This window comes from Pseudomonas sp. S2_B10 (assembly GCF_054668425.1).
Genome location: NZ_CP162768.1, coordinates 1,518,616 through 1,536,508, shown reverse-complemented (window position 1 = coordinate 1,536,508; position 17,893 = coordinate 1,518,616). Strand labels below are relative to the sequence as shown.

Genomic DNA, 17,893 nt, shown 5'->3' with positions numbered 1-17,893 from the left:
GTTTCACGATGGAAATGCTGAAGTTTGGTAAATTTGCTGCGCTGGCTCTGGCCATGGCTGTAGCTGTAGGTTGCTCGTCCAAAGGCGGCGACAACGCCGGTGAAGGCGCTGTTGATCCAAACGCTGGTTACGGCGCAAACACCGGTGCCGTTGACGGTTCCCTGAGCGAAGAAGCTGCTCTGCGCGCAATCACCACCTTCTACTTCGAATACGACAGCTCGGACCTGAAGCCAGAAGCCATGCGCGCTCTGGACGTTCACGCCAAAGACCTGAAAGCAAACGGCGCTCGCGTTGTTCTGGAAGGCAACACCGACGAACGTGGTACTCGTGAGTACAACATGGCACTGGGCGAGCGTCGTGCGAAAGCCGTTCAGCGCTACCTGGTACTGCAAGGTGTTTCCCCAGCTCAGCTGGAACTGGTTTCCTACGGCGAAGAGCGTCCAGTTGCTACCGGCAACGACGAGCAGTCCTGGGCCCAGAACCGTCGCGTCGAACTGCGTAAGTAATTCGATATGCGAACGTGCCGTCGTGCTGTAACTGTTCTGGCTCTCAGCCTTGCGCCGCTTGCGGCGTGGGCTGCGGTTCCTGTGGTCGATGACAACTCCGGTTATAACAATAGCGGGAGCAGTTATCCGCCTGCGGGTTACGGTACGAACGGCGCCTATGCCGGGGGAGCGGCTTCGGCCCCTGCCTCGGCACAAGGCATGCTGTTCAACCAATTGCAACAGATGCAGGATCAGATCTCGCGCCAACAGGGCGTGATCGAAGAACTGCAGAATCAGGTTTCGCGCATGAAGCAGGAATCCCTGGAGCGATACCAGGATCTTGATCGGCGCATAGGATCCGGCGTTGCACCAGCCGCGACTCCCGAGAATTCTTCTGCCGGTGGCGATGCAAGTGCTGCTGCCGGTGCTGCCGGTGCTGCCGCAGGCGCGGGTGCTGCTGCGGCAGCCCAGGCCCCTGCTGCGGGTAGCGAACCGGCTGATCCGGCCAAGGAAAAGCTGTATTACGATGCCGCTTTCGACCTGATCAAAGCCAAGGATTTCGACAAGGCCAGCCAGGCCTTCGCCGCTTTCCTGCGCAAATACCCCAACAGCCAGTACGCGGGCAACGCTCAATACTGGTTGGGCGAAGTGAACCTGGCCAAGGGTGATCTGCAAGGTGCAGGTCAGGCCTTTGCCAAGGTTTCGCAGCTGTATCCCAAGCACAACAAAGTGCCGGATTCGCTGTACAAGCTGGCTGACGTAGAACGCCGCCTCGGTCATACCGACAAGGTCAAAGGCATTCTGCAGCAGGTGGTGTCCCAATATCCGGGCACTTCCGCCGCGCAGCTGGCCCAGCGTGATTTGCAGCGCATGTAAGCCTGTTCATCCGCGTTTTGAAGAAACCCGCGCTTGTCGCGGGTTTTTTCGTTAGAATTCACGCCCTTTTTCTGAAACACGCTTCTTGTGGTCTACGCGTTGGCGGGATTGCCTGAAGTGCCTGACGGAGGCGGACAGCCTGTTTAGCTGTTACGCCCGTGGCGACTATGCAAGACACATTGAGAATCACCGAAGTTTTCTACTCGTTGCAGGGGGAAACTCGGACTGCCGGGCTGCCCACGGTTTTCGTGCGCCTGACCGGTTGCCCGTTGCGTTGCCAATACTGCGACAGCGCTTATGCGTTCAGCGGCGGCACCGTCCGTACCCTCGACGACATCCTTGAGCAAGTGGCCGGATATCGTCCGCGCTACGTCTGTGTCACCGGCGGTGAGCCGTTGGCTCAGCCGAACGCCATTCCTTTGCTTGAACGGTTGTGTGATGCCGGTTACGAGGTGTCGCTGGAAACCAGCGGCGCCCTCGACGTATCCGCCGTCGATCCGCGTGTCAGTCGCGTCGTCGACCTGAAAACGCCGGGCTCGAAAGAAGCCCATCGCAACCGTTACGAGAACATCGAACTGCTGACCCGCAACGATCAGGTGAAGTTTGTCATCTGCTCGCGGGAAGACTATGACTGGGCGGTATCGAAACTGATCCAGTACGGGCTTGATAGACGTGCGGGTGAAGTGCTTTTCTCCCCAAGTCATCATGACCTCAATGCCAGGGATCTGGCGGATTGGGTGGTGGCAGATAACCTGCCAGTGCGGCTGCAACTGCAGTTGCATAAATATCTATGGAATGATGAGCCGGGGCGCTGAGATGATTGAACAACTGAACACTACCGAAAAACGTGCCGTTATCCTGCTTTCGGGCGGCCTCGACTCGGCCACCGTCGTGGCGATGGCACGCGCCGAAGGCTACGCCTGCTACACCATGAGCTTCGATTACGGCCAGCGCTCCCATGCTGAATTGCATGCCGCCGCCCGCGTTGCTCGCGATCTGGGAGTGGTCGAGCACAAGGTCATCGGATTGAACCTCAATGGCATGGGCGGCTCGGCGCTGACTGACACCAGCATCGATATTCCGGAAGAGCTGGGCGAAGGCATTCCGGTGACTTACGTGCCGGCGCGCAACACGGTGTTCCTGTCGTTGGCATTGGGTTGGGCCGAAGTGCTCGGCGCGCGCGACATCTTCATCGGCGTCAATGCAGTGGATTATTCCGGCTACCCGGATTGCCGTCCCGAGTTCATCGAGTCGTTCGAGCGCATGGCCAACCTGGCCACCAAAGCGGGCGTGGAAGGCAATGGCTTCCGCATTCAGGCGCCACTGCAAAACCTGAGCAAGGCGCAGATCGTCCAGGCTGGCGTGAAGCTGGGCGTGGATTATGGCCTCACGGTTTCCTGCTATCAGGCAGACGATGACGGCCGCGCCTGCGGCAAATGCGACAGCTGCCGCCTGCGTGCTGAAGGCTTCGCGGCGGCAGGTGTGAGCGATCCAACCCCTTATTTTTGATCTTTTTCAAAAAAGGTGTTGAATAGTCCTTAGAAATCAGTATTATACGCGCCACCACACAGCGGGTCGTTAGCTCAGTTGGTAGAGCAGTTGGCTTTTAACCAATTGGTCGTAGGTTCGAATCCCACACGACCCACCATATTTGGCGGTTTAGAAAATCCGGAAGGCCCACGAAAGTGAGGATTTCCGGGTTTTTTTTTGCCTGCAATTCGGGCGTTCGACGTTTCAGCGCGGGCGGCCTGACACAGGTCAGAATCATCTTTTGTATCAACGGGATATTCTGTAGCCTTGCGCAGCTTCAACGCTGTCCGTGCCTGATGATACTCACTCTCCCGGCGGTACCCTCTAACGGTCCGGAGCCGGGTGTATACTCGACTTTCGCGCGAATGCGCCTGCAGGTCTTGCGAACATGACGCAGATTTCCGAACGCCTTCTGGTTCAAGCCCACCTCGACGCCAAACAGCCCAAACCGCTGACGGCAGAAGAGGAGGCTTATTACCGTTCCGCCATCGCCGCCGAGCTCAAGGCTCAGGACGCGGTGCTGGTTGCCCACTTTTATTGCGATCCGGTGATTCAGGCCCTGGCCGAAGAGACCGGCGGCTGTGTATCCGATTCCCTGGAAATGGCCCGCTTCGGCAATGCCCATCCGGCCAAGACCGTGGTGGTCGCCGGCGTGAAGTTCATGGGCGAGACTGCAAAGATTCTCAACCCGGAAAAACGCGTGCTGATGCCGACCCTGGAGGCGACGTGCTCGCTGGACCTGGGTTGCCCGGTCGATGAGTTCTCGGCGTTCTGCGACCAGCACCCGGAACGCACCGTGGTGGTTTATGCCAATACTTCCGCCGCCGTGAAGGCTCGGGCTGACTGGGTGGTGACCTCGAGCTGCGCACTGGAGATCGTCGAAAGCCTGATGGACAACGGCGAGACGATCATCTGGGGCCCGGACAAGCATCTGGGCACCTACATTCAGCGCAAGACCGGCGCCGACATGCTGCTGTGGGACGGTGCTTGCATCGTCCATGAAGAATTCAAGTCCAAGCAGCTCGAAGACATGAAGGCGCTGTACCCGGACGCGGCGATTCTGGTGCATCCCGAGTCGCCGACTTCGGTGATCGAACTGGCGGACGCCGTCGGTTCCACCAGCCAGTTGATCGCTGCCGCGCAAAGCCTGCCGAACAAGACCCTGATCGTCGCCACCGACCGTGGCATCTTCTACAAGATGCAGCAGCTGTGCCCGGACAAGGTCTTTATCGAGGCGCCTACCGCCGGTAACGGCGCCGCGTGCCGCAGTTGTGCACATTGCCCGTGGATGGCCATGAACACCCTTGAGCGCACGCTCAAGAGCTTGAAAGAAGGCACCAACGAGATCTTTGTCGATCCGGCGCTGATTCCCCAAGCGATCCGCCCGTTGAAGCGCATGCTCGACTTCACCCAGGCAGCGCGGATGAAATTGGCCGGTAACGCCTGAGTGAACCCCTTGTATGAGTGAGCCCTGTGGTGAGGGGATTTATCCCCGTTCGGCTGCGTAGCAGTCGTTAGGAAGCGCACGCGGTGTGTCTGATACACCGCGGTGGTTGATTTTGGGGCGGCTTCGCCACCCAACGGGGATAAATCCCCTCACCACAGGCCGACTCTTGAGCATGGACATTATTTGCTCTTCTTCGGGATCCGCACCACACGCGTATCCGAATAGATGTCGTGCCAAGTGCGTTTCTGCTTGTCGAACAGCGACCAGAAGAATCCCAGCCCGACACACAACCACGACGCGATCGACACCATAAAGCGCAGCAGCGCCTGCCACAGGCTGATCGCTGTGCCGTTGGCGTTCTGCACGCGGATCCCCCACACCTGCATGCCCAGTGTCTGCCCGCCATGGGTCCAGAACTTGGCAAAGAAGCCGAACAATACCAACAGCAGCACCGTGGAGTAGAGCGGATCACCATCCAGCTGGCCGGCGTCGGTCATCACTCGCAGACGCTCTTCGCCAATGATCGCCGCCTGGATCAACTTATAGATGAATCCGGTGACGATCAGCAGGGCGGTGCACAGCAGGAAGTCGTAGAACATCGCCGCCAGACGACGACCGAGAGCAACGGGAGGAAAGTCCCCTTGCGGCGTGAGCAGGTGTTTCGACATGGCAGCCTCGGGACGCGAATGGAAGCGCCATTTTACGGATAAGCGCGCACAAAAAAGCCCCTGATATCAATATCAGGGGCTTTTTCGTATCAGAAGATCAGGCTTCTGCTTGTACTTCGTCAGCCTGCATGCCTTTCTGGCCTTGCACGGCAACGAAAGTCACCTTCTGGCCTTCTTTCAGGCTCTTGAAGCCGTTGCCTTGAATGGCGCGGAAATGTACGAACAGATCCGGACCGCTTTCTGGAGTGATAAAACCAAAACCTTTCTCGTCGTTAAACCACTTGACGGTACCGCTCTGACGTGTGGACATTTCTTATTTCCTTTGACGCATAAATTGATGACAGCCCCTTTCACATGAAAGAGTACTGGAGCTGGTTGCAAGGAGTAAGAAGACGTCGAGCGGGATGTAGCTAACTTGTAGGCTACTGCCCAGGTCACGATTCCAAGCTGACCCATGCAAACACAGTGGACAAACTCTACGCCAACTACGGGAGAAAAAACAAGCCCTGCGAAGGCCCCGGTTTTACTGCTCTTCGCGGAAATTAGTCAGTTCACTAGTGCAGTCTTAGACGATTGTCTGGTTCAGTTTTTTGCAGTCGTTATAAGCAACGTTCATATTCGAAACAGATGTTAAAAAACGCACTGTTTTATGGCGATTGCGTTACACATTAGTGCACGCATAACGCAATCGCGTTACTTATAGAAACAGTCAATCAACCGCGATAGTAGCGTTGTGGAACAAATGGCATTTTGCTTACAAGCATTTGCACCTTTTTCCCACGGACGATGGCCCACACAGGTGTATCGAGCGTGACGTAGGCGCTGTCGAGGTAACCCATCGCCAATGGCCCGCCCAAGGTCGGACCGAAGCCGCCGCTGCAGACGCTGCCGATGATCTCGCCGGCCTCGTTGACGATCTCTGCGCCTTCACGCACCGGGGTACGCTCCTGTGGCAGCAGGCCGACGCGTTTGCGTGCGACGCCGTTCTGTTGCTGCGCGAATATCTGCTCGGCGCCCGGGAAACCGCCGGCCCGCGCGCCATCGGCGCGGCGGGGCTTGGAGATCGCCCAAAGCAGGCTGGCCTCGATCGGCGTGGTTTCGGTGTTCATGTCATGGCCGTACAGGCACAGGCCGGCTTCCAGACGCAGCGAGTCGCGGGCGCCAAGACCGATGGCCTTAACCTCTGGTTCGGCGAGCAGGGCGCGGGCGAGTTTCTCCGCTTCAGCGGCCGGTACCGAGATTTCGAAACCGTCTTCACCGGTGTAGCCCGAACGGCTGACAAAACAGTCCACGCCGAGCAACGACACACGGTTGAACTGCATGAAGGTCATCTTCGCCACGTCCGGCGCAAGACGCGCCAGCACCGTGACGGCTGCCGGACCTTGCAGGGCGAGCAGGGCGCGCTCTTCGAACAGCGCCGTAATGGTGCACTGATCGCCGATGTGTTTTTGCAGATGCGCGAGATCCTGATCCTTGCACGCGGCGTTGACCACGAGGAACAGTTCGTCATTGCCCAGATTGGCAACCATCAGGTCGTCGAGGATGCCGCCGCTTTCGTTGGTGAACATCGCATAACGCTGCATGCCCACCGGCAGGTCGATGATGTCCACCGGCACCAGGGTTTCCAGGGCTTTGGCCGCATTGGCACCGGTCAGACGAATCTGGCCCATGTGCGAGACGTCGAACAGCCCGGCTTGCTCACGGGTGTGCTGATGTTCTTTCATCACTCCGAGCGGGTATTGCACGGGCATGTCGTAGCCGGCGAACGGCACCATGCGCGCGCCGAGTTCGAGGTGCAGTGCGTGCAGCGGGGTTTTCGAGAGTTGTTCGGTGGACATGCGTGGCTCCTTTGAATTTGGGTTGCGGGTGAGAGGCAAGATCAAGAGCCCCTCACCCCAGCCCTCTCCCGGAGGGAGAGGGAGCTAGTTACGTTTGGCTGAGTTCGTAATCAGCATTCGATAATGTTGACCGCCAGGCCGCCGCGGGCGGTTTCCTTGTATTTGCTTTTCATGTCGGCGCCGGTCTGGCGCATGGTGCGAATGACTTTGTCGAGGGAGACGAAATGCTGGCCGTCGCCACGCATGGCCATGCGCACCGCGTTGATGGCTTTCACCGAGCCCATAGCGTTGCGCTCGATGCACGGGACTTGTACCAGGCCGCCGATCGGGTCGCAGGTCAAACCGAGGTTGTGTTCCATGCCGATTTCCGCGGCGTTCTCGACTTGTTGCACGCTGCCGCCGAGCACTTCGCACAGAGCGCCGGCTGCCATTGAACAGGCCACACCGACTTCACCCTGACAACCGACTTCGGCGCCGGAGATCGAAGCGTTTTCCTTGTAAAGAATGCCGATTGCGGCAGCGGTCAGCAGAAATCGCACGACACCGTCGTCATTCGCCCCGGGGATAAAACGCATGTAGTAATGCAGCACCGCCGGAATGATCCCCGCCGCGCCATTGGTGGGCGCAGTGACCACGCGTCCGCCATTGGCGTTTTCTTCGTTGACCGCCAGTGCATAAAGATTGACCCAGTCGAGCACCGACAACGGATCGCGCAGGGCCGATTCCGGGTTCTTGCACAATTGCCGATGCAGCGCCGCCGCCCGGCGTTTGACCTTCAAACCGCCCGGCAAGATACCTTCGTTACGACAGCCAGCAGCGACGCAGTCCTGCATCACCTGCCAGATTTTCAGCAGGCCGGCACGGGTTTCGGCTTCCGGGCGCCAGGCGCTTTCATTGGTCAGCATCACCTGGCTGATCGACAGCCCGTACGTAGCGCAATGAACGAGCAAGTCCTTGGCGCTTTTGAAAGGGAAGGTCAGTGGCGTGGCGTCTTCGACGATGCGATCGGCACCGGCCGCATCTTCATCGACGACAAAACCACCGCCAACCGAGTAGTACTCGCGACTGCGAATCTGAATCCCCGCCGCATCGAAGGCGCGAAAGATCATGCCGTTGGGGTGATAGGCCAACGGCTTGCGGATCATCGCCAGATGTTCTTTCTCGTTGAACGCAATGCAGTGTTCGCCGAGCAGGTTCAAGCGGCCGTTGCCGCGAATTTCCTGCAGGCGCGCGGCGACGGTTTCGGTGTCGACTGTGTCCGGGTGCTCGCCTTCAAGGCCGAGCAGCACGGCTTTATCGCTGCCGTGACCTTTGCCGGTAGCACCGAGCGAACCGTACAGCTCGACACGCACGCTGGCGGTGCTGGTCAGCAGGTTTTCACGGCGTAGACCCTCGGCAAAGCGCGCAGCAGCGCGCATCGGGCCGACGGTGTGGGAACTGGAGGGACCGATGCCAATCTTGAACAGGTCGAACACGCTTAACGACATGAGTGGTTCTCCGGTTTCTTGTTATGGGGATTGGCGCAGTTTTTGAGATCGGTGCAGATCCCTTGTGGGAGCGAGCCTGCTCGCGAAAGCGTCGGATCAGCCACCATTTACGTTGACTGAAATGGCGCCTTCGCGAGCAGGCTCGCTCCCACAGGGGGATCTAGGGTATTGCTGAAATCGGGGCCGATATTCAGCCCCTCATTCCATTAAGCGTAGCTTTCGATCGACGGGCAGGCACAGACCAGGTTGCGATCGCCGAAGACGTTGTCGACACGGCCGACCGGCGGCCAGTATTTGCCTTCGATCAGCGACGCGACCGGGTAAACGGCTTGCTCACGGCTGTACGGGTGGGTCCATTCGCCGACCAGTTCCGCTGCGGTGTGCGGGGCGTTTTTCAGCGGGTTGTCTTCCTTGTCCAGCGTGCCGTTTTCCACTGCGCGTATTTCCTCGCGGATGCGGATCATGGCGTCGCAGAAGCGGTCCAGTTCTTCCTTGGATTCGCTTTCGGTCGGCTCGATCATCAATGTGCCGGCGACCGGGAACGACATGGTCGGCGCATGGAAGCCGAAGTCGATCAGGCGCTTGGCGACGTCATCGACGCTGATGCCGCTGCTGTCTTTGAGTGGACGCAGATCGAGGATGCACTCGTGCGCCACCAGGCCGTTGCTGCCGGTGTACAGCACTGGGTAATGCTCTTCGAGGCGGCGGGAAATGTAGTTGGCATTGAGGATCGCCAGCTGCGAAGCGCGTTTGAGACCGGCGCCACCCATCATGCGGATGTACATCCAGGTGATCGGCAAAATACTTGCGCTGCCGAACGGTGCCGCGCAGACCGCGCCTTCCTTGCGTTCCATCTGGCCGTGGCCCGGCAGGAACGGGGTCAGGTGCGACTTGACGCCGATCGGGCCAACGCCCGGGCCGCCACCGCCGTGCGGGATGCAGAAGGTTTTGTGCAGGTTCAGGTGCGAAACGTCGCCGCCGAACTTGCCCGGTGCGCAGAGGCCGACCATGGCGTTCATGTTGGCGCCGTCGATATACACCTGGCCGCCGTTGTCGTGAATGATCGCGCAGATTTCGCGGATGCCTTCTTCGAACACGCCATGGGTCGACGGGTAGGTGATCATCAGCGCGGCGAGGTGTTCGCGGTGCTCGATGGCTTTGGCGCGCAGGTCTTCGATGTCGACGTTGCCACGGGCATCGCACGCGGTGACGACCACACGCATACCAGCCATTTGCGCGGTGGCCGGGTTGGTGCCGTGGGCCGACGACGGGATCAGGCAGATGTCGCGGCGCTCATCGCCACGGCTCTGGTGGTAGGCGCGGATCGCCAGGAGACCTGCGTATTCACCTTGCGAACCGGCGTTCGGTTGCAGCGAGATCGAGTCGTAACCGGTGGCGGCGCAGAGCATCGCTTCCAGCTCATCGGTCAGTTGCTGGTAACCGGCGCTTTGTGCGGCCGGGGCGAACGGGTGCAGTGCACCGAATTCGGCCCAGGTCACCGGGATCATTTCACTGGCGGCGTTGAGTTTCATGGTGCACGAGCCCAGCGGGATCATCGTGCGATCCAGCGCCAGGTCTTTGTCCGCCAGTTTGCGCAGGTAGCGCATCAGCTCGGTTTCCGAGTGGTAACGGTTGAACACCGGGTGGCTGAGGATCGGCGACTGGCGCACCAGCGCAGCAGGGATGGTGCTCTGCACCGAGGCGGCCAGCGCAGCGAAGTCCGGCAGGGTCTTGCCGTCGGCGAACAGGCCCCAAAGGGTTTCGATATCAGCCTGAGTGGTGGTTTCGTCGACCGACAGGCCCAGACGTTCGGCGTCGATCACACGCAAATTGATCTGCTCAGCATGCGCCTTGTCGTGCAGCGCAGCGGTGTCTGCGCCGGTAGCGATGGTCAGGGTGTCGAAGAAACTGGCTTGTTCAACTTGAGTGCCGAGAGCAGTAAGGCCCTTGGCCAGGATCGCGGTCAGGTGATGCACGCGGTTGGCGATCTGCGTCAGGCCTTTCGGGCCGTGATAGACGGCGTACATGCTGGCGATGTTGGCCAGCAGCACTTGAGCGGTGCAGATGTTCGAGGTGGCCTTTTCGCGGCGGATGTGTTGCTCGCGGGTCTGCATCGCCAGACGCAGGGCCGGCTTGCCGAAACGGTCAACCGAAACACCGACCAGACGGCCGGGCATGTCGCGCTTGAACGCATCCTTGGTGGAGAAGTAAGCGGCGTGCGGGCCACCGAAGCCCAGCGGCACGCCGAAGCGTTGCGCCGAACCGATGGCGACGTCGGCACCGAATTCGCCCGGTGCGGTGAGCAGGGTCAGGGCGAGCAGGTCAGCGGCCACGGCCACCAGAGCGTTGGCGGCGTGGAAGCGCTCGGTCAGCTCGCGGTAGTCGAACACATCACCGTTGCTCGCCGGGTATTGCAGCAGCGCGCCGAAGAACGGCGTGACGTCAGTCAGTTCGCGCTCATCGCCCACGACCACGTCAATACCGAGCGGCTCGGCACGGGTGCGCAGCACGTCGAGGATCTGCGGATGGCTGTGGATCGAGGCGAAGAACTGGTGGCTGCCCTTGTTCTTGCTCAGGCGTTTGCAGAAGGTCATGGCTTCGGCAGCGGCGGTGGCTTCGTCGAGCAGCGAGGCGTTGGCGATCGGCAGGCCGGTGAGGTCGCTGATCATGGTCTGGAAGTTCAGCAGCGCTTCGAGACGGCCCTGGGAAATTTCTGGCTGGTATGGGGTGTAAGCGGTGTACCAGGCCGGGTTTTCCAGCAGGTTGCGCAGGATCGGCGACGGCGTGTGGCAGTTGTAGTAGCCCTGGCCGATGTAGGTTTTGAACAGTTGGTTTTTGCCAGCGATGGATTTGATCATCGCCAGGGCGTCGGCCTCGCTGAGGCCGTCGTCCATGCCCAGCACGCTGGTGCCCTTGATGCTTTCCGGGATGACGCTGGCGCTCAGCGCTTCGAGGGAATCGAAGCCGAGGCTGTTGAGCATGGCTTGCTCGTCACCGGCGCGCGGGCCGATGTGACGGGCGATGAATTCGTTGGCGGTGCCGAGATTGATGGCGGTCATGGGGTAATTCCTCAGGCTTCGGCTTGGGCTTTGATCAGGCGGTCATAGGCGTCCTGATCGAGCAGTTCGCCGACAGCGGCGGCGTCGCTTGGCTGGAAGCGGAAGAACCAGCCTTCGCCCAGCGGATCTTCGTTGACCAGTTCCGGGGCGTTTTCCAGCGCCGGGTTGACTTCCAGCACGTCGCCATCGAGCGGCATGTACACGCCGCTGGCGGCTTTCACCGATTCCACGGTGGCGGCTTCAGCGCCTTTTTCGTAAGCCTGCAGCTCAGGCAGTTGCACGAACACCACGTCGCCCAAGGCGTTCTGCGCGAATGCGGTGATGCCGACAGTGACACTGCCGTCGGCTTCGGTGCGCAGCCATTCGTGATCTTCAGTAAAACGCAACTCGCTCATGGAAACTCCTCAGGGGCCAGACTCGTCTGGTGGACGCGGTGGAAAGCTTGGGGCGGGGAAGCCCTTAATACATGAGGAGGCAGGTAGCAAGAATGCGGCCAAGGTTGATTTATCTATATAAATCAATGGCTTGGAGTTTTTAGGTGGGTGTCGGCAGGTTGCGCCTGTAGCGAAATCGCTACAGCTTGGGGCGAGGAGAAAAGCTTAATCGGATCAAAGCGTTGCGCAGCGCTGGTCACAGGCGGGTGTAGCGATATCGTTCCGCTGTAGCGCTTTCGGTACAGATAGAGGTCGTTTTTGAACGGATTTTGAATCCGCCATAAAACCTTGTGGGAGCGAGCCTGCTCGCGAAGACGGTGTGTCAGGCGCCAGCTATTTCGCTGATAGACCGCTTTCGCGAGCAGGCTCGCTCCCACATGGGGAATTTCCTGCAATAGGGATGCGCGGTGAGTCAGGGTTTATTGGGAATGCCGTATTTGCGCAGGCGATGGGCGATGGCGGTGTGCGAGGTTTGCAAGCGGCTCGCCAGTTGCCGGGTCGAGGGATAGCTGACGTAAAGCTTTTCCAGCAGCGCCCTTTCGAACGATTCGACCGCTTGTTCGAGACTTTCCACCTCAGTGTCGGTCTGGCGCGCGACGGAGGTGCCGGCGATGTCGAGGTCGCCGATATCGACCAGGCTGCTCTCGCAAATCGCCGCCGCGCGGAAAATCACGTTCTGCAGTTGCCGCACGTTGCCCGGCCAGCGATTGCCGAGCAGCGCCGGATAAGTCCCCGGCGCCAGACGACAGACCGGGCGTTGGATCTGCGCACAGGCCTGCTGCATGAAGTAGCGCGCCAGCAGCAGGATGTCCTGACCGCGTTCACGCAGCGGCGGCACTTCGACGTTTAGCACATTGAGGCGATAGAACAGGTCTTCGCGGAACAGCCCTTCACTGACCATTTTTTCCAGATCGCGGTGGGTAGCGCTGAGGATGCGCACATTGACCTTCACTTCACGATCACCACCGACGCGGCGGAAGCTGCCGTCGTTGAGAAAACGCAGCAATTTGGCCTGCAAGTACGGCGACATCTCGCCGATTTCGTCGAGAAACACCGTGCCCTGGTTGGCCAGCTCCATCAGCCCTGGCTTACCGCCACGCGCCGCACCGGTGAAGGCGCCGGGGGCATAGCCGAACAGTTCGCTCTCGGCGAGGTTCTCCGGCAGCGCCGCGCAGTTGAGGGCGAGAAACGGAGCGCTGTGCCGTGCACTGATGGCATGGCAAGCGCGGGCGACGAGTTCTTTACCGGTACCGGTTTCGCCTTGAATCAACAACGGTGCATCAAGGGCGGCAACGCGTTGCGCGCGGGCCTTGAGTGTGCGGATCGCCGGAGACTCGCCGAGCAGCGCGTCGAAGCCTTCGGCGTGATCGTGGTGCAGTGCCGAGAGTTGTTCGCCGATGCGGTTCGGTTGATACAGGGTCAGCAGGGCGCCGGCGTCGGTGATCGGCGTGGCGTCGAGCAGCAGGGTCTGGCCGTTGACGGTGATCTCGCGCAGCGGCAGGCGAAAGCCGTTTTCCAGCAGGGTATCGAGCAGGCCGGGATCATTGAACAGCGCCGAGACGCTTTCACCGGCCGGTTCGCGACCGTACAGGGCAATCAACGCCGGGTTGGCCAGCAGCACCTTGCCGGCGCTGTCGAGGGCCAGCACCGGGTCGGTCATCGCCGCGAGCAAAGCATCGAGCTGCAAGTGCCGGCGCTGGCCGGGGAGGATATCGACCACGGTCACCGCTTCCACGCCGAGCACGCGAAACAGCGCATCTTTCAGTTCTTCGAGCACTTGCGGGCTGAGGGTCGGCGCGTCGATGTAGACGTTCGGCGGGATCATCTCCACCGCATCCAGATTGAGATTGCGCCCACCGAGGATAGCCAGGACTTCCTGGGTGATGCCGACGCGGTCGATGAAGCTGACGTGGATACGCATGGGGGCGGTTCAGTGATCTGCATAGCGGAGGGGGGCAAGTATGCCTTAAATCAAAAGCCCCCTCACCCCAGCCCTCTCCCGGAGGGAGAGGGAGCCGACCGAGGTGTCTGGGGTTATGCATCGACCTGAAAGTACCGGGCGATTATGGATTCAGTGATGCAGGATCAGGTCGACGCAATGCTGCAGCATCCCCCAATCAGTCCCCTCTCCCCTCCGGGAGAGGGCTAGGGTGAGGGGCTTTTGATTTTTATTCGAAATGCTCGAGATTGACCGGATCCCCCGACTGCATATTCAACTTCTGCCGAATGTCTTCAAACATCAGATCGTAATGCTTGTGCACCGAGCCGATCTGGCTGTGGGTCTTGGGTATGCCGTACTTCTCGGCGATCCGCGTGACATCGCGGGCGAAGTTGTAGGCCTCTTCCTTGGGCAGGAAAAACGCCTCCTTCATGTCCTTGCCCTGCATGCTGCCGTGCAGGGTGAACTGAATCCCTTTGCCTTTCTGCGGATCGGTGAACACTTCATAGTCCAGATGCACGTTGTAATTGACGTCATCGTCGGTCAACGCGTGCCGCTCGATGTGCAGATGACCAGGTTCGAACTGGGCCATTGAGCTACTCCTTTCAAGGCATGGAAGCGGAGCAGGCCTTGAGCCTGCCCCGGCGTTTATTGTTATCGGTAGCTGATCCCCGGCTTCGCCGTGCTGACCCGCGTACCGGCGGTGCCCTGGACGATGGCTTCGATATCGGCCAGCGAACCGATCACCGCGACCTTGCCAGTATGGCGCGCGAATTCGCAGGCTGCCTGCACCTTCGGCCCCATCGAGCCGGCGGCGAAACCAAGGCGTTCGAGTTCGTCGGGGTGGGCTTCGGCGATGGCTTTCTGCGTCGGCTTGCCGTAATCGATGAACGCTGCGTTGACGTCAGTGGCGATCACCAGCAGATCGGCTTCCAGTTGCTCGGCGAGCAACGACGAGCACAGGTCCTTGTCGATCACCGCCTCGATGCCCTTGAGGTTGCGCTGCTCGTCGTACATTGTCGGAATACCGCCGCCACCAGCGCAAATGACGATGCTGCCCTTGTCCAGCAGCCACTTGATCGGACGGATTTCGAAGATGCGCTTCGGCCGTGGACTGGCGACGACGCGGCGGAATTTGTCGCCATCCGGGGCAATCGCCCAGCCTTTTTCGGCGGCGAGTTTTTCCGCTTCGGCTTTCTCGTAGACCGGGCCGATCGGCTTGCTCGGCTTCTTGAAAGCCGGGTCGTTGGCGTCGACTTCAACCTGGGTCAGCAGGGTGGCGAACGGCACTTCGAAGTCGAGCAGGTTGCCCAGTTCCTGTTCGATGATGTAGCCGATCATGCCTTCGGTTTCGGCACCGAGCACGTCCAGCGGGTATGGGGTGACAGAGGTGTAAGCCGCCGCTTGCAGCGACAGCAGGCCGACTTGCGGGCCATTGCCGTGGGCGATGACCAGTTGGTTGCCGGGATGGATCTTGGCGATTTGCTCGGTGGCGATGCGGATGTTGGCGCGCTGGTTGTCAGCGGTCATCGGCTCACCACGGCGGAGCAGGGCGTTACCGCCCAGGGCTACGACGATACGCATGGTGCAATCCTTCTAAGCAGAGGAATGACAAACGATTCGATCTCCCTGCTGGAACCGATATCCCTGTGGGAGCGAGCCTGCTCGCGAACGCGTCAGATCAGTCGACATCGCTGTTGAATGACCCACCGCTTTCGCGAGCAGGCTCGCTCCCACATTGGGTTTCCGGTTCCTTCAGTGGGAGCGCTGTGGCGTCAGAGATCAGCCAGGGTCGAGACCAGAATCGCCTTGATCGTGTGCATGCGGTTTTCCGCTTGCTCGAAGGCAATGCAGGCCGGCGACTCGAACACGTCATCGGTCACTTCGATGCCGTTTTTCAGGTGCGGATATTGTTCGGCGATCTGTTTGCCGACCTTGGTGTCGCTGTTGTGGAACGCCGGCAGGCAGTGCATGAACTTGGTGCGCGGGTTGCCGGTGGCCTTCATCAGCTCGGCGTTGACCTGATACGGCAGCAGTTGCTGAATGCGCTCGGCCCAGGCTTCCACCGGTTCACCCATCGATACCCAGACATCGGTGTGAATGAAGTCCACGCCTTTGACCGCTTCTTTCGGATCTTCGGTGAGGGTGATGCGTGCGCCGCTTTCCTCACCGTATTTTTTGCAACGCGCTACCAGATCGTCCAGCGGCCACAGCGCTTTCGGTGCGCAGATGCGCACGTCCATGCCGAGCTTGGCGCCGATCAGCAGCAGCGAATTGCCCATGTTGTTGCGCGCGTCGCCCAGGTAGGCGTAGCTGATTTCATGGATCGGCTTGTCGGCGTGTTCACGCATGGTCAGCACGTCGGCGATCATCTGGGTCGGGTGATATTCATCGGTCAGGCCGTTGAACACCGGCACGCCGGCGAACTTGGCCAGCTCCTCAACGATTTCCTGTTTGAAGCCACGGTACTCGATGGCGTCGTACATGCGCCCGAGCACGCGGGCGGTGTCCTTCATGCTTTCCTTGTGGCCGATTTGCGAGGAGTTCGGGTCGATGTAAGTGACGTTGGCGCCTTGGTCATAGGCCGCCACTTCGAAGGCGCAACGGGTACGGGTCGAAGTTTTCTCGAAAATCAGGGCGATGTTGTTGCCCTTCAGGTGTTGTTGCTCGGTGCCGGTGTATTTCGCGCGTTTCAGATCGCGGGACAGGTCGAGCAGGTAACGCAGCTCACGTGGGGTGTGGTGTTCCAGGCTGAGCAGGTTACGGTTGTGAATGTTAAAAGCCATGATGGATCTCCTTGGGTTTCGGTTATCCCCTTGGCCGCGCTCGATAAGTCGCGGCGAAGGCTCAAAGATTAGTAATCGATCGGGTCGCGGATGATCGGGCAGGTCATGCAGTGACCGCCGCCACGGCCCCGGCCGAGTTCGCCGGCGCTGATGGTGATGACCTCCACGCCAGCCTTGCGCAGCAGGGTGTTGGTGTAGGTGTTGCGGTCGTAGCCGATGACCACGCCCGGCTCCATCGCCACCACGTTGTTGCCGTCGTCCCATTGCTCGCGTTCGGCGGCGAAGCTGTTGCCGCCGGTTTCCACCACGCGCAGTTTCGGCAGGTTGAGCGCCGCAGCGACGGTGTCGAGGAAGCTGCCTTCTTCGCGGCGGATGTCGATGCCACCCTGTTTGCTTTCGTCAGGACGCAGGGTGAAGGCGACGATCTGGTTGACCACTTCCGGGAAGATCGTCACCAGGTCGCGGTCGCAGAAGCTGAACACGGTGTCCAGGTGCATTGCTGCGCGGGACTTCGGCAGGCCGGCGACGATGACTTTTTCCACCGCTTTGTTGTTGAACAGGTTCAGCGCCAGTTGGCCGATGGCCTGCCGCGATGAGCGCTCGCCCATGCCGATCAGCACCACGCCGTTGCCGATCGGCATGACGTCGCCGCCCTCAAGGGTGGAGTTGCCGTGGTCCTTGTCCGGGTCGCCGTACCAGATCTCGAATTCGGCGTTGGTGAATTGCGGATGGAATTTATAGATGGCGGTGGTCAGCAGGGTTTCCTGACGGCGCGCCGGCCAGTACATCGGGTTCAGCGTCACGCCACCGTAGATCCAGCAGGTAGTGTCGCGGGTGAACTGGGTATTGGGCAGCGGCGGCAGGATGAAGCTGGAGTGGCCGAGGAAGTCGCGGAACATCTGGATGGTCTTGCCACCGAAGCTGTCCGGCAGATCATCGGCCGACACGCCGCCAATCAGGAATTCGGCGATGTGGCGTGGCTCGAGGCTTTTCAGCCAGGATTTCACTTCGCTGATCAGGCCCAGGCCCACCGAGTCGGCAGTGACTTTGCGCTCAAGAATCCAGTCCAGCGCTTCGGGGATGGCAACGATGTCGGTCAGCAGGTTGTGCATTTCCACCACGTCGATGCCGCGCTCGCGCATCTTGGTGACGAAGTCGAAGTGATCGCGCTTGGCCTGCGCCACCCACAGCACGTCATCGAACAGCAGTTCATCGCAGTTGTTCGGGGTCAGCCGCTGATGGGCCAGACCTGGGGAGCAAACCATGACTTTACGCAGTTTCCCGGCTTCGGAGTGGACGCCGTACTTCACTTTTTCCGTGGTCATTTCTGTGTTCCTCCAGATG

General features: G+C 60.1%; 16 protein-coding genes and 1 tRNA gene. 6 read left to right on the top strand and 11 right to left on the bottom strand.

Annotated features, from left to right (window positions below):
- Positions 1–8 precede the first annotated feature (8 nt).
- From pal to nadA, 6 genes are all read left to right on the top strand, one after another.
- Positions 9–506 (top strand): peptidoglycan-associated lipoprotein Pal, encoded by a 498-nt coding sequence (gene pal, locus AB4O45_RS06800; RefSeq protein ID WP_003178634.1) that lies wholly within the window; start codon positions 9–11, stop codon positions 504–506.
- 6 nt (positions 507–512) lie between these two features.
- A complete protein-coding gene (ybgF, locus tag AB4O45_RS06795) occupies positions 513–1,361 on the top strand; it encodes a tol-pal system protein YbgF (protein ID WP_460094850.1) in 849 nt (282 codons plus the stop codon).
- Between the two features lie 167 nt (positions 1,362–1,528).
- Positions 1,529–2,176, top strand: coding sequence for a 7-carboxy-7-deazaguanine synthase QueE (gene queE, locus AB4O45_RS06790; protein ID WP_041479789.1), 648 nt, complete (start codon positions 1,529–1,531; stop codon positions 2,174–2,176).
- Position 2,177: 1 nt separating this feature from the next.
- Positions 2,178–2,870: a 7-cyano-7-deazaguanine synthase QueC gene (gene queC, locus AB4O45_RS06785; RefSeq protein ID WP_041479788.1), complete on the top strand. Its 693-nt coding sequence runs from the start codon at positions 2,178–2,180 to the stop codon at positions 2,868–2,870.
- 63 nt (positions 2,871–2,933) lie between these two features.
- A tRNA-Lys gene (locus AB4O45_RS06780) sits at positions 2,934–3,009 on the top strand.
- 270 nt (positions 3,010–3,279) lie between these two features.
- Positions 3,280–4,338 carry a quinolinate synthase NadA gene (nadA, locus tag AB4O45_RS06775; protein ID WP_016773509.1) on the top strand — a complete coding sequence of 353 codons (1,059 nt, stop codon included), beginning with the start codon at positions 3,280–3,282 and terminating at the stop codon, positions 4,336–4,338.
- A gap of 179 nt (positions 4,339–4,517) precedes the next feature.
- Here the strand turns inward: nadA and AB4O45_RS06770 are convergent, their stop codons facing one another.
- The 11 genes from AB4O45_RS06770 to arcA all read right to left on the bottom strand — a co-directional run bounded on the left by AB4O45_RS06770 (position 4,518) and on the right by arcA (position 17,874).
- Entirely contained in the window at positions 4,518–5,006 is a 489-nt protein-coding gene (locus AB4O45_RS06770; protein ID WP_024014082.1) for an RDD family protein, read from the bottom strand.
- Between the two features lie 97 nt (positions 5,007–5,103).
- Positions 5,104–5,316: a cold-shock protein gene (locus AB4O45_RS06765; protein ID WP_003227496.1), complete on the bottom strand. Its 213-nt coding sequence runs from the start codon at positions 5,314–5,316 to the stop codon at positions 5,104–5,106.
- A gap of 403 nt (positions 5,317–5,719) precedes the next feature.
- Positions 5,720–6,844 (bottom strand): glycine cleavage system aminomethyltransferase GcvT, encoded by a 1,125-nt coding sequence (gene gcvT, locus AB4O45_RS06760; protein ID WP_460161232.1) that lies wholly within the window; start codon positions 6,842–6,844, stop codon positions 5,720–5,722.
- 110 nt (positions 6,845–6,954) lie between these two features.
- Positions 6,955–8,331 (bottom strand): L-serine ammonia-lyase, encoded by a 1,377-nt coding sequence (locus AB4O45_RS06755; protein WP_056787927.1) that lies wholly within the window; start codon positions 8,329–8,331, stop codon positions 6,955–6,957.
- Between the two features lie 206 nt (positions 8,332–8,537).
- Complete coding sequence (gcvP, locus tag AB4O45_RS06750; RefSeq protein ID WP_460161231.1) at positions 8,538–11,390, bottom strand: aminomethyl-transferring glycine dehydrogenase; 2,853 nt, start codon at positions 11,388–11,390, stop codon at positions 8,538–8,540.
- A gap of 11 nt (positions 11,391–11,401) precedes the next feature.
- On the bottom strand, positions 11,402–11,785 hold the full coding sequence (gene gcvH, locus AB4O45_RS06745) for a glycine cleavage system protein GcvH (protein ID WP_150741947.1): 384 nt from the start codon (positions 11,783–11,785) through the stop codon (positions 11,402–11,404).
- Positions 11,786–12,236: 451 nt separating this feature from the next.
- A complete protein-coding gene (locus tag AB4O45_RS06740; protein WP_095181474.1) occupies positions 12,237–13,745 on the bottom strand; it encodes a sigma-54-dependent transcriptional regulator in 1,509 nt (502 codons plus the stop codon).
- Between the two features lie 247 nt (positions 13,746–13,992).
- Entirely contained in the window at positions 13,993–14,355 is a 363-nt protein-coding gene (locus tag AB4O45_RS06735) for a DUF5064 family protein (protein WP_041479784.1), read from the bottom strand.
- Positions 14,356–14,417: 62 nt separating this feature from the next.
- Entirely contained in the window at positions 14,418–15,347 is a 930-nt protein-coding gene (arcC, locus tag AB4O45_RS06730; RefSeq protein WP_136492856.1) for a carbamate kinase, read from the bottom strand.
- Positions 15,348–15,538: 191 nt separating this feature from the next.
- On the bottom strand, positions 15,539–16,549 hold the full coding sequence (locus AB4O45_RS06725; RefSeq protein ID WP_041479782.1) for an ornithine carbamoyltransferase: 1,011 nt from the start codon (positions 16,547–16,549) through the stop codon (positions 15,539–15,541).
- A gap of 68 nt (positions 16,550–16,617) precedes the next feature.
- Positions 16,618–17,874, bottom strand: coding sequence for an arginine deiminase (arcA, locus tag AB4O45_RS06720; protein WP_016773516.1), 1,257 nt, complete (start codon positions 17,872–17,874; stop codon positions 16,618–16,620).
- Between the last annotated feature and the right edge of the window lie 19 nt (positions 17,875–17,893).